General features: G+C 37.0%; 9 protein-coding genes. 7 read left to right on the top strand and 2 right to left on the bottom strand.

Features of this window, described 5'->3' with window-relative positions:
- The first annotated feature begins 62 nt into the window (after positions 1–62).
- The 5 genes from ACZMIG_RS08295 (at position 63) to ACZMIG_RS08315 (ending at position 5,769) form a co-directional block, all read left to right on the top strand.
- On the top strand, positions 63–731 hold the full coding sequence (locus ACZMIG_RS08295) for a response regulator transcription factor (protein ID WP_487889418.1): 669 nt from the start codon (positions 63–65) through the stop codon (positions 729–731).
- Complete coding sequence (locus tag ACZMIG_RS08300) at positions 728–1,789, top strand: sensor histidine kinase (protein WP_487889419.1); 1,062 nt, start codon at positions 728–730, stop codon at positions 1,787–1,789. The genes ACZMIG_RS08295 and ACZMIG_RS08300 overlap by 4 nt, the downstream gene beginning before the upstream one ends.
- Positions 1,790–2,169: 380 nt before the next feature.
- Complete coding sequence (locus tag ACZMIG_RS08305) at positions 2,170–2,856, top strand: phosphatase PAP2 family protein (RefSeq protein WP_302432750.1); 687 nt, start codon at positions 2,170–2,172, stop codon at positions 2,854–2,856.
- A 204-nt stretch (positions 2,857–3,060) separates the two neighbouring features.
- Complete coding sequence (locus tag ACZMIG_RS08310) at positions 3,061–4,800, top strand: ArnT family glycosyltransferase (RefSeq protein WP_487889420.1); 1,740 nt, start codon at positions 3,061–3,063, stop codon at positions 4,798–4,800.
- 21 nt (positions 4,801–4,821) lie between these two features.
- Positions 4,822–5,769, top strand: coding sequence for a glycosyltransferase (locus ACZMIG_RS08315; protein WP_487889421.1), 948 nt, complete (start codon positions 4,822–4,824; stop codon positions 5,767–5,769).
- Positions 5,770–5,857: 88 nt separating this feature from the next.
- On the opposite strand, the gene ACZMIG_RS08320 is transcribed toward ACZMIG_RS08315, so the two are convergent.
- Both ACZMIG_RS08320 and ACZMIG_RS08325 read right to left on the bottom strand, forming a co-directional pair.
- The gene (locus ACZMIG_RS08320; RefSeq protein ID WP_487889422.1) at positions 5,858–7,501 is read right to left on the bottom strand and encodes a glycoside hydrolase family 43 protein; all 1,644 of its coding nucleotides are present in this window, start codon (positions 7,499–7,501) and stop codon (positions 5,858–5,860) included.
- 43 nt (positions 7,502–7,544) lie between these two features.
- Complete coding sequence (locus ACZMIG_RS08325; RefSeq protein ID WP_487889423.1) at positions 7,545–8,639, bottom strand: ATP-grasp domain-containing protein; 1,095 nt, start codon at positions 8,637–8,639, stop codon at positions 7,545–7,547.
- Positions 8,640–8,757: 118 nt separating this feature from the next.
- On the opposite strand from ACZMIG_RS08325, the gene ACZMIG_RS08330 reads away from it, so the two are divergent.
- Together ACZMIG_RS08330 and nifJ are read left to right on the top strand one after the other, a co-directional pair.
- Positions 8,758–9,945, top strand: coding sequence for an ATP-binding protein (locus ACZMIG_RS08330; protein ID WP_021854560.1), 1,188 nt, complete (start codon positions 8,758–8,760; stop codon positions 9,943–9,945).
- 69 nt (positions 9,946–10,014) lie between these two features.
- On the top strand, positions 10,015–13,587 hold the full coding sequence (gene nifJ, locus ACZMIG_RS08335) for a pyruvate:ferredoxin (flavodoxin) oxidoreductase (RefSeq protein WP_418874315.1): 3,573 nt from the start codon (positions 10,015–10,017) through the stop codon (positions 13,585–13,587).
- Positions 13,588–14,056 lie beyond the last annotated feature (469 nt).

A 14,056-nucleotide genomic window follows, 5' to 3' on the forward strand; every position in this document is an offset into this window, starting at 1 on the left:
AATCATTGTGTCAGCAAAAGACTCTATTAATGATAAAATAACAGGCCTGGAAGTAGGTGCTGATGACTATCTGGCAAAACCGTTTAGTCTGCCGGAACTTAGTTACATTCTTAAGTTCTGAAAATTATTTGTGTGAACAGGCATTCACCTTTGCAGATGCAAAAATGAAAGTGCATTTATATGAATATGAATGCATTGTTCTTGACATAATGCTGCCAGATGGGAACGGCCTTGAACTATTAAAAGAAATCAGAGACAGACATAGCCAAGTAGGAGTAATCATTGTGTCAGCAAAAGACTCTATTAATGATAAAATAACAGGCCTGGAAGTAGGTGCTGATGACTATCTGGCAAAACCGTTTAGTCTGCCGGAACTTAAAATGCGAATATACGCCATCATCAGACGAAAAAAATTTTATACCAGCAACATTCTGTGCAGCAACGGCATAAAAATTGATCTGCTAAAAAAGACCGTAACAATAAACTCTGAAACAATAACACTCACAAGAACAGAATACGAACTGCTGTTATTTTTAATAAGCAATAAGAATAAGGTTATATCAAAACTTTCTATGGCCGAACATTTAACCGGAGAAATGGCCGACATGCTAGACAATCATAATTTTGTATATACGCATATCAAAAATCTGAAGGCAAAACTTACAAGACAAGGATGTTCAGAGTGTATTAAAAATATTTATGGTACAGGATACAAATGGATAGAAGAATGAGAAGAAGTATTCTTATAGACAAAGCCATGCTACAGTTCACCATTTGCGTAACTATTCTCATGCTATTGGCAACGCCATTATTTTATTGGCTCACAAAACACTATTATGCAGAAGACCTCATACTGGTTATTGATACAATAAAACACGGAAAAGACATTCCCCCACTCGATGTTGAACGAGACATCATGCATGGAATCATGATACAATTCGGACTGATAATATGCATCATCGGAATATCTGTAATATTAATAATGAAAAATATTTCTGTAAAGCTTTGGACACCTTTTTATTATACACTAAGCCAAATAAGCAGATTTAAACTTGAGGACAAAAAGGTGCCACAGTTTCCGGAAAACAAGGTAAATGAATTTACTAAATTAAATGAGGCTGTAACAATCCTTATGAGAAACAGCCTGATAAGTTATAATATACAAAAAGAATTTACAGAAAATGCATCACATGAGATGCAAACACCTTTAGCTATATTCCAAAGCAAACTCGATAATTTGTTACAAGACGAGCATCTCACTAAAAAGCAAGCAGATACTATACAAGACCTTTACAATCTTACCGTACGCCTGACACGCCTCAACAAAAATCTATTATTGCTTGCAAGAATAGATAACAATCAATATAGTGAAATGTCTGAAGTTGATATAATAAATATCTTAAATCGTATGTTGCCCTTGTTACATTCTATATCTGATGGGATAACTATTATAAGAGATTTTAAACTTCCGTCTATGATAATTAAATGTAATAGCACTCTTTTAGAAAGCATGATCAACAATTTAATTGTAAATGCTTTAAGACACAACCAAATTAATGGTGAAATAATAATAACAGTTGAGCAAGACAGAATGATTATCTCAAATACATCAAATGGAATGGCACTTGATGAAAACTTATTGTTTAACCGCTTTTATAGACCGATACGCGATAATAAGGGCAGCGGTCTTGGGTTATCCATCGTAAAAGCGATATGCAAATTTCACAACTGGAAAATTGAATACAAACACGTTAACAACAAGAATCATTTTATCATAGCATTTAAATAATATATAAAGATATCCTTACCATAATTGGCCATAATCATAAATATTCACTTTACGAATTAATCATAACCACCTATAAATCGATACATTACAACGACAAGACATCTCATCCAAATAACATATCCATAACGATAATAATGCCAAGCAGTATTATTGCATAATAAGTATGATTAATAAATTAATCTATACAGAAAGACCAACACAAATACATTCGCCCGTAAATATTATTTATAATAAAATTGTCTTATAAAACCTTTCTGTTCTTATAGTTTAGCATTATCATTTGTACCAATAACACCACATAAAATGCTATATTTAACACTATTGTCCTAAAATCTACAAAATGTCTTCAAAATTCCCACTTATTTTTGTGCAAAAAACAGATGAAAAGAACTATTATCATATCTACAATTTCAGCAATAATAATCGTTTTTTGTATTATTCCAGGGTATTTATATCCTATTTTTGAAATATTGGATGCTATAGACAAACAATTAACAATTGCTTTAAATTTTAATGGAGGCTCAATTGTAGATGCTATTCTATATGCCATGTCATCAAGAATAACATGTTCAATCTGTGTTTTAATAGCAATCACTTTATATTTTCTAAGAAAAAAAACAAAACTAAGAAGATATCTTGTTATTGTTTTGGGATTAACACTCGTCATAACATTATGTGATCAGATATCAGCTTCTGTTATAAAGCCATATGTATGCCGTTTAAGACCATCACACACCATTGGCGTATGCGAATTTTTACATTACGTATATGGTTACAAAGGAGGTCAATATGGATTTGTATCCAGCCATGCAGCCAATACATTAGGAGCCGCCGCATTTTTATCTTACATAATTAAAAACAAAAGAATTACAATTTATCTGTTTACATGGGCTTTTATCGTTTGCTATTCTAGAATATATTTAGGGGTGCATTATTTGGGCGATGTAATATGTGGTGGTATTCTAGGCGCTGCGATAGGATATACAACAGCTTTCGCTATAAACAGCATTATCATTAGATACATCACATGGAAACATCTTCGTTCGTATAAAGCCCAATTAAGATAAAAACGCTGAAATAAACATTATATATTATTTTAGCACTGCCGACAAAGGTATTTTATATTGCATAGAAAAAATTAGGAATAAATATCGCTTTAAATAAGTTTTATTTTTAATTTTGCAATTCAATATTATGTTAGGGCTTGCAATTATGCTTCACACGATAATATGTGAGGCATATTTTAATGTATTGCTCATAAAATCAGAAATATGAATAAACAGGAAAAAAAATTATTATTAATTCTAATGGTGATATGCGTGATATCACTTATCTCATTCATCGGTTTGTCATTATTTAATACTCGTGGCGAACCGCGTGAGGCTATAGTATCATTGTCCATGCTAAAATACGGCAACTGGATATTACCAATAAACAACGGAATAGACATTGCATATAAACCGCCATTGCTACACTGGTTTATAGCGTTATTATCATATATTTACGGAGAAGTTACTACGTTCACCGCACGTATGCCTTCAGCCCTATCATTAATAGCAATGATTGCTGCTGGATATGTATTCTTTGCCAAGCGCAAAGATGCAACAACTGCTTTCATCGCCGGCATAATTACACTCACCTGCTTTGAAGTACATAGAGCAGGAACATCATGCCGTGTTGACATGCTGCTGAGTTCGCTTATAGTTATCGCCCTATATCAGCTGCACAAATGGGGCGAAAAAGGAATGAAAGGTTTTCCGCTATGGGGTGTATTAGCAATGAGTGGTGCCTTCCTGACCAAAGGGCCTATTGGCATATTATTACCATGCCTTGTGGAGTTTGTATATCTACTTATACGTGAAACAAAGCCCGCAAAACTTATTTTTACTTTCATATTGATTGGTCTATCTGCATGTATACTTCCATCATTATGGTACATTGCTGCATATAGGCAAGGCGGAGACAAATTTTTAGAATTAGTTTATGAAGAAAATGTCCTACGCTTTCTTGGCAAGATGTCATATTCTTCACACGAGAAACCTGCATATTATAATTTAATAACAGTAATTGCCGGATATGTCCCCTACACTCTTCTTGTAATTATATCGCTTTTTGCTATTAAATATAAGTCGTTTGATTTTGGAATAAACCAATGGTGGAAAAAACTTCGCAATCGAATTACAACAATGGATTCAGCACATTTATTTTCACTATTGAGCATAGTTATTATTTTCGTATTCTATTGCATTCCAAAAAGCAAACGTAGCGTTTACCTTTTACCGATATATCCGTTCATTGCCTTTTTCTTAGCAGAATATATAATATACCTATCCCATAAACATAAAATTGTCTTAAAGGTTTTTGGAAATATCATGGCAGGAATATCAATTCTGCTAATGATTTGTTTTTTTGCTGTAAGAATCAACATTATACCTGAAAGCATTTTTTCAGGCAAACATGCAGTAGAAAACATAAATATGATGAGAGACTTGGCCACTACAGAATTGAATTTTATGTCTATAATAATATTGGCAATCCCTATCATAGCTTCAATTATATTTTGGCGTATTAAGAATCAGAGCCCTTACAAATTAGTGTTATCCACATTAGGAATTGTTTGGGGAATCTTCATCTCTCTAGACGGATTCTATCAACCTGTAATACTTAGTTCTAAGTCAGACTACAATGTTGCCATGCAAATAAAAAAGATTGTACCAAGTGGCAGAATATATTCATATAGAACAGACATTGTTGTTGGAGACCGTATGCACCCGTTCACAATAAACTTTTATCTTGGCGACCGTGTTGTGCCGTTTGACTGTTTCAACCCTTCATATGGCTACCTTATTGCAGGAAATGATGACATTGAAACTTTCAAAAAAACATACCCCAATTATAGAGTAGAAGAAATTCGTGATTTTAAACATCGCAGCTGTGATGATAAAAAATGGTTGCACTTTTATAAATTCTACAACAACGAAGCAAATAAACAGAATTACAAATCAATATAACAATAAAAATAAACCTGAACAATGAACCTTTTAATAGTTGTACCATGCTATAATGAAGAGGAAATGCTGCCGGAAACCACTAAACAATTAACTGCAGTAATAGATAAAATGGTGCATGACAGAAGCATCAGCACCGGCAGGATCTTGTATATTGATGATGGAAGCAAAGACAACACATGGAAACTGATAGAAAAATATGCCTCAGAAAGCAACAAAGTATACGGTTTAAAACTATCTCGAAATTCGGGACACCAATTCGCCCTTACTGCAGGACTTGAATGGGCTTCTGAAAATGCGGATGCAGCAATATCAATTGATGCAGACCTGCAAGATGACGTCAATGCAATATATGACATGGTCAAATGTTTTAATGATGGTAAAGACATCGTTTACGGAGTAAGACGTGAACGCAAGACAGATACGTTTTTCAAACGCAATACAGCACTTTTATTTTACAAACTCATGAATAAGTTAGGCGGTAAGATAATCTATAACCATGCAGACTTCAGACTGATGAGCCGTAGGGCCCTTAAATCATTAATGGATTATCCCGAGCGTAATCTATTTTTACGTGGAATGGTCGCTTCATTAGGATATCCGTCAGATATAGTTTATTATGACAGAAAAGAAAGAATGGCTGGTGTATCTAAATATCCATTAAAGAAAATGATCAGCTTTGCCCTAGACGGAATAACATCCTTCTCAATAAAACCTTTACACTATATTACTTACCTTGGTGTTGTATTCATATTGATTTCTATAGCCGTAATTATATATGCACTGATATCATATTTCGACAGAGATGCAATTCAAGGTTGGACATCTCTTCTTATATCTGTATGGTTTATTGGCGGGTGTATACTTATCGCATGCGGGGTCATTGGTGAATATGTTGGAAAAATCTACATTGAGACAAAAAGAAGACCATTATATTTTATAGAAAAGACCGCAGGCATTTCGAATAAATAAAAGCATAGCTACCATATAAAGACTCCCCGGATTTAAATGTTTAAATCCGGGGAGTCTTTATATGATAAATCTTATAGTAACAAGATTATTATTTTGTAACATGGAACCAATCAGCCTCTAACCATCCTCTATTAGCCTTACCAGCAGGTTCTGCTGCTACAAAACCAATTTTAGCTCCAATCCATTTGCCTTCACGCATCTTGAAACTTTCGCCTACTTTCTTATATTTTTTTCCGTCTAAACTATATGCAAAATTACAGATGCCATCATTAACCATCATACGGAGATAAATATCTTCGTGAATGGCTGGTTGATAATCAATCTTATCAACTTCAGTAGGCTTAAGCTTGGCAATGACATTAACTTTTTCCGGCTTTCCTTTATCAGCTTTTAAGCAGGTAATCTGCTGAAGTTCAAATTCATCCCCAACTCTTTTTACAACAATAGCAGAATAATCGAGTCCCATCATAATCAGACCTCCAAACTGGTTCTGATCTTTAGCTGTTACACGTACTTTAGCTGTTGCTGTAAATTTATCAGCTGGAGTTTTCTGAAGCAGCAAATTCGGCACTTCCCATAAGTTCACGAAATTCTCGCTTAACTTATGATTATAGACTCTAAAAGTACCAAATGAAGTAGGCATACCAAAGAACTGATTATAATTTGCATGCCACTGCCATTGTTTACCCAAGAGAGGCTGATTAAACTCATCGCTTTCAACAGGATTTTGAATAGGCCAAGCTTTAGATGTTTTTGGCTTACGGTAAGTTTTAACAGGATCACCGCAATAATCACCATCTTTATCTATTCCCATAACAGGCCAATTATCTCTCCATTCAACCGGCTGTAAATGCACTACACGTCCATAACAGCCCTTATCTTGAAAATGCAAAAACCAATCTTCACCAAATGCAGTATGAACCCACGCTCCTTGATGAGGGCCATTGATATCACTCTTTCCTTGGGCTAATACTTTTTTGCACTCATAAGGACCAAATGGACTCTTAGATCTCATAGCAAGCTGGAATCCTGTAGGTACTCCACCTGCTGGGCACATAATCCAATACCACCCATCCCTCTTATAAAACTTTGGACCTTCACAAGTTCGGTTCTCCGTTCCATTACCATCAAAAACAATAACAGGATCACCGATAGCCTTTGTTCCATCAGCAGATAATTCACGCACTACTATTACAGATGCGAAACGTGATCTACTATTTGCATAAGCACTTACAAGATAGCATCGCCCGTCCTCATCCCATAGTGGTGTACTGTCAATATTGCCAGGTCCCGGAATAACGCAAACAGGCTTCTCCCACTCTCCGGCAGGATTCTTTGTCTTTACCATGAACACGCCATAATCAGGATCACCCCAGTAAATATAAAATTCTCCATTATGATACCTGATACTAGGAGCCCATACGCCATTACCGTGAGAAGGCATATTGTAAACGCTTGCCGGCTCAATATCCTTCAAAGCATGTCCTATTATTTCCCAATTAACCAAATCCTTTGAGTGAAGTATTGGCAAACCTGGAGTACAGTTGAAAGAACTTGCAGTAAGATAATAATCTTCACCTACGACGCATACATCAGGATCGCTATAATCCGCATTGATAACAGGGTTTGTATAAGTGCCGTCGCCATTATCAGGACACCAAACCTCAGAACGGTATTGTCCATATGAAGCTAATGGAACAAAAAGCAATGACAAAAAGAATGTTTTTTTCATGTGTTCAAGTAAATTAATTTTATATTAATAATTAAACGATATCCTATATGACTTTCACAAAATTTTTTCCTATTGAATCAAAACGCAATAAATAATTTACATCGTGCACAATATGCATAAATTCTACAGATGTGTCATTAGTTTTTCTTACTGAATTTGCCACATGCCCCATTGTACGACGCAAATTAATCTCAATACAAGGATTCAACAAAAAGCCGTTGGCACCACCAGAAACAATCATCATGTCAACACCAAACGGACCTTGATATAAACCTGAAAGATATGATGAAAAAACTTTTATAATATTTTCTCTGATACGTGTCAGCATTTCCTCCGACACATATTTTGAGAGTAATTCCGTTTTATATGATTCCGATGCTATGATATTACCCGTATATGACACACCATCTGTATTAAACAAAGATAAGCCACAATAACTAATATGCCCATCACCATGAGAATAAAACTCCATGGCAAAATCTTTCACCTTATTATAATACGGCTCAACACAAAGTCCTCCTTGACGATTTATAATGTTTTTAATCCATCCTAATTTAGAAGGGCAGACTTCCTTTTCTGAAAGATATTTAACGCCACGTCCACTACTACTCCACGGCGCTTTAACAACGACTTGTCCATATTTTTCAACTAAGTTAAAAATATCTTCAGGATGTGTAACATAAAAACTTTCACCACACGTCATATCCTCTATACCTGCTCTAATCAATTTCAATAAAGCGGATGTATGACTGCGATTTGAAAAATGTTTTACATCAGTCAGAATGCGATCATCAACGACATCACACAAATCTTTTCCGTTAATTATTATCCCTGACTTAGAAAGCATTGAACGTAGGCTTAAGTCCCATCCCCATGGGTCTATAGATGAAAAATCCGCGGCTTTCAAATCATCAATAGTAACAAAAACGACATCAGCATGACACCTGTGGGTCTTAGCTAAAGCTTTAAGTGCATAAGGAACATCATCAACAAGAACGCAATCACCATCATTTGCCCATAGTGCAGGAATATATCCCAAGTTCATTTTGAACTCCTGAATTGCGTGCGGCAGGGTTATGCTTTCTGTCCCATATGCTAAAGCAATGTCATGCTCTGGATTAAAAATATGTAACTTCACAAAAAACAATTATTGATTTTGGTGCAAAAATAATAAAAAAAAATGAGTTTTTGCAATGTATGGTTTGCAATTATAGAATAAAATATTATCTTTGCAAAAGAAAACAAATTAAAAAAGAATGGAAGCTTTCTTTCGTACCCATACTTATTTGGTAGAACACACAAACGCCCCCGTTCGCCGCATGCTGATGGACGAGATAAACTGGGACGAGAGGATGATTGGCATAAAAGGTACAAGAGGTGTTGGCAAAACTACTTTTCTTTTACAATATGCAAAAGAAAACTTCGCACCTAATGACCGTAAATGTCTTTATGTCAACATGAACAACTTCTATTTTCAAGGAAGAGGCATTGCAGACTTTGCCGGTGAGTTTTACAAAAATGGTGGAAACGTACTGCTAATTGACCAAATCTTCAAAGAACCAAATTGGAGTAAAGAGCTACGTCTCTGCTACGAAAAGTATCCACAACTAAAAATTATATTTACAGGTAGCAGCGTTATGCACCTAAAAGAAGAAAATCCAGAACTTAATGGTATTGTAAAAAGCTACAACCTTAGGGGCTTTTCTTTAAGAGAATATATAAATCTTGTTGCTGGAACAAACTTTAGGCCGTATACATTAGATGAAGTATTACGCGACCATGAACATATAACTCGCCACATCTTACCTGAAGTTTCACCTGGAAAATATTTAAAGGAGTATCTTCACCATGGATTCTATCCATTTTTTCTTGAGCACAGAAATTTCTCCGAGAATTTGCTCAAGACAATGAATATGATGACAGAAGTTGATATACTACTGATTAAGCAGATTGAGCTCAAATATCTCACAAAGATAAAAAAACTATTTTATCAGCTTGCAGTTGACGGTCCCAAAGCACCAAACATAAGCCAACTGGCAATTGATATAGAGACAAGCAGAGCTACGGTTATGAACTACATAAAGTACCTTGCGGAAGCACGGTTGATTAACATAATATATCCTGTCGGTCAGGAATTTCCCAAAAAGCCAGGAAAGATAATGATGCATAACCCAAACCTTATTTACGCAATATATCCTATTAGAGTAGAGGAACAAGATGTTATGGAAACATTCTTTGTTAACTCTATGTGGAAAGATCACAAGATAAATCAGAGCAATAAAGATAACTGTTACACAGTAGACGAAAATAAGGAGTTCAGAATCTGTGACGCTACAGGAAATGCAAAAATCAGAATGAATCCGGACACTATTTATGCCCGCTACAACACAGAAATCGGCAAAGGAAATCAGATACCATTATGGCTATTGGGATTTCTATATTAAAAGAAGAAATATTTTATTATATAATTAAGAAGGTATATAGATACACTAACATTTAATATTTTATTAAAAATGGCTAAAGAAAAAAAGTTTATCACTTGTGATGGTAACGAAGCTGCTGCTCACATAAGCTATATGTTTAGCGAAGTTGCAGCAATTTATCCTATCACACCATCTTCACCGATGGCAGAACACGTTGACGAATGGGCTGCAAAAGGCCGTAAAAACCTTTTCGGACAGACTGTTTCTGTACAGGAAATGCAGTCTGAAGGTGGAGCTGCCGGAGCCGTTCATGGTTCACTTCAGGCAGGCGCCCTCACTACAACATTCACAGCGTCTCAGGGCTTGCTGCTCATGATTCCTAACATGTACAAAATTGCCGGAGAACTTCTGCCATGCGTTTTTGACGTATCTGCACGTTCATTGGCATCAAATTCATTGTGTATCTTTGGTGATCATCAAGACGTTATGGCTTGTCGCCAGACAGGTTTCGCAATGTTCTGCGAGGGATCTGTACAGGAAGTTATGGACCTTACAGCCGTAGCTCACCTGGCATCACTTAAAACATGCGTACCATTCCTTAACTTCTTCGATGGTTTCCGCACATCTCACGAGTATCACAAGATAGAACTTCTTGAGCAGGAAGATATCGCTCCGCTGCTTGACATGGAAGACGTTAAACGTTTCCGCGACCGTGCGCTTACACCTGAGCGTCCTGTAACACGTGGTACAGCAGAGAATCCTGAAACATTCTTCACACACCGTGAATCTTGCAACAGCTATTATGACAAAGTACCTGAAGTTGTTGAGCATTACCTCGGTGAAATCAGCAAGATTACAGGTCGTGAATACCACCTCTTCTCATATTATGGTGCAGACGATGCTGACAGAATCATAATCCTTATGGGTTCTGCAACAGAGGCAGCACGCGAAGCAATCGACCACCTCAATGCAAATGGCGAGAAAGTTGGTATGATTTCTGTTCACCTCTATCGTCCATTCTCTGTTAAACACCTGCTCGCTTCTGTACCTAAGACAGTTAAACGTATTGCTGTTCTTGACAGAACTAAAGAACCTGGAGCTGAAGGCGAACCTCTGTATCTTGATGTTAAGAGCGCTTACTATGATGTTGAAGACAGACCTCTCATCGTTGGCGGCCGTTATGGACTAGGTTCTAACGATACAACTCCTGCTACAATCATATCAGTATTCAACAATCTGAAACTTAACGAACCTAAGAATCATTTTACAGTAGGTATTGTTGATGATGTTACATTCACATCACTTCCTCAAGTTGAAGAAATGGCTCTTGGCGGCGAAGGAATGTTCGAGGCTAAATTCTTTGGTTTAGGTGCAGACGGTACTGTTGGTGCAAACAAGAACTCAGTTAAGATTATTGGTGATAATACCAACAAACACTGTCAGGCATACTTCTCTTACGACTCAAAGAAATCTGGAGGTTTCACATGTTCACACCTGCGTTTCGGTGATTCACCAATCCGTAGCACATATCTCGTAAATACACCTAACTTCGTAGCATGCCACGTTCAGGCTTACTTACATATGTACGATGTTACACGTGGTTTGCAGAAGAATGGTACATTCTTGCTGAACACAATATTCGATGGCGAAGAGCTTGTAAACTTCATACCTAATAAGGTTAAACGCTATTTCGCTCAGAACAATATTACAGTTTACTATATTAATGCAACTAAGATTGCACAAGAAATTGGCTTGGGCAACCGTACAAACACTATTCTTCAGAGTGCATTCTTCCGTATAACAGGTGTTATTCCTGTTGACTTGGCCGTTGAACAGATGAAGAAATTCATCGTTAAGTCTTACGGAAAGAAGGGACAGGATGTTGTTGACAAGAACTATGCTGCAGTTGATCGCGGTGGCGAATACAAACAGCTTACAGTTGATGCAGCATGGGCAAATCTTGAAGACGATGCTATAGTAGAAGACGATGCTCCTGCATTCGTAAAAGAACTTGTTCGTCCTATCAACGCTCAGGCTGGAGACTTGCTGAAAGTTTCAGACTTCATCAACCATGACACTGTTGACGGTACATGGCAGAATGGCACATCAGCTTATGAAAAGCGCGGTGTTGAAGCCTTCGTTCCTGTATGGAATTCTGAAAACTGTATCCAGTGTAACAAGTGTGCATATGTTTGTCCTCACGCTGCAATCCGTCCGTTTGTTCTGACAGACGAAGAGCTTAAGGGCTTTGACGACACAACTCTCGAGATGAAGGCTCCTGCAGCAATGAAGGGTATGCACTTCGTTATAAAGGCAAGTGTTATGGATTGTCTTGGATGTGGTAACTGTGCTGATGTTTGTCCTGGAAATCCGAAGAAGGGTAAGGCTCTTACAATGGTTCCATTCGCAGGAAATGATGTTGAGGCTGCTCGTTGGGATTATCTGGTTAACAAAGTTTCAAGCAAACAGGATCTTGTAGACATCAAGTCAAACGTTAAGAACTCTCAGTTTGCTAAACCTCTGTTTGAGTTCTCTGGAGCTTGCTCTGGTTGCGGTGAGACACCTTACGTTAAACTGATTTCTCAGCTCTTCGGTGACCGTGAAATGATTGCTAACGCAACAGGTTGTTCTTCTATCTACTCTGCATCTATACCTTCTACTCCTTATTGCAAGAATGAAAAGGGACAGGGTCCTGCATTCGACAACTCGCTGTTCGAGGACTTCTGCGAGTTCGGTATGGGTATGGTACTTGGTAACAAGAAGATGAAAGAACGTGTAACAGTTCTTCTGAACGAAGCTATTTCAAAAGAGGATACTCCTGCTGAATTCAAGGCAGCAGCTCAGGAGTGGATTGGTGCTCAGGATGATGCTGAAGCTTCTAAAGCTGCAGCTGCTAAGCTGAAACCAATGATTGCAGCTAGCGCAGAATCTGGATGTGAAATCTGCAAGGAACTTAAGACTCTTGATCACTATCTCGTTAAGCGCAGCCAGTGGATTATCGGTGGTGATGGTGCATCTTACGATATTGGCTACGGCGGTCTTGATCATGTTATCGCAAGTGGTGAAGATGTCAACATCCTCGTCCTTGACACAGAGGTTTACTCTAACACTGGTGGTCAGTCTTCTAAGTCAACTCCTCTTGGTGCTATCGCCCAGTTTGCTGCCCAGGGTAAGAGAATCCGCAAGAAGGATCTCGGTCTTATGGCAACAACATATGGCTATGTTTACGTTGCACAGATTGCAATGGGCGCAGATCAGGCTCAGTGCTTGAAGGCTATCCGTGAGGCTGAAGCTTATCCTGGTCCGTCACTCATCATTGCTTACGCTCCTTGTATCAATCATGGTCTTAAGGCTAAAGGTGGTATGGGCAAGAGCCAGGCAGAAGAGGCTAAAGCTGTTGAATGTGGTTACTGGCACTTGTGGAGATACAATCCTGAACTTGCAGAAGAAGGTAAGAATCCGTTCTCACTCGACTCTAAAGAACCCGATTGGAGCAAATTCCACGACTTCCTGCTCGGTGAGGTTCGTTACCTCTCTGTAAAGAAGGCATATCCAAATGAGGCAGAAGAACTGTTCGCTGAAGCAGAGCGTATGGCTAAACTCCGTTATAACAGCTACATCCGTAAATCTAAGGAAGACTGGAGTAATGGTGAAGAGGCTTAATAAGCTAAATAATAATATTTAGGTGATTTTAAACGTTTATAAATCACCTGAATATCAGATCATAAGGCTGTCCCTTTAAATCGGGACAGCCTTTTTATATTAAGAAATCTAGGATTATATATAATTATTATAGAGCCTCCCCTATATTAACAAGCCATACTTAATCACACCCACAAATTATTTTCCTGCAACGATAAAATCTTAATTAATTATCAATTAATAAAAAGTCTGATGAGAACTTTATTGTATAATGGATAAAAGTCTATGATTTTTGAATAAAAAACAAGTCATTTATATCGTAAAAACAACAGAGTTTTTACCAAGAAATCAATTACTTATAATATAAAACCTAATTGGCAAGTTTTATAAAAACAAGCTATCATACGAAGCAAAAGCATATATATATAACATTTAGCCTCTAAAATATTACAATTTTAAAGGTATCATTAAAAAATTAAATGAATAAAAA

It is taken from the genome of Xylanibacter sp. (assembly GCF_057607445.1).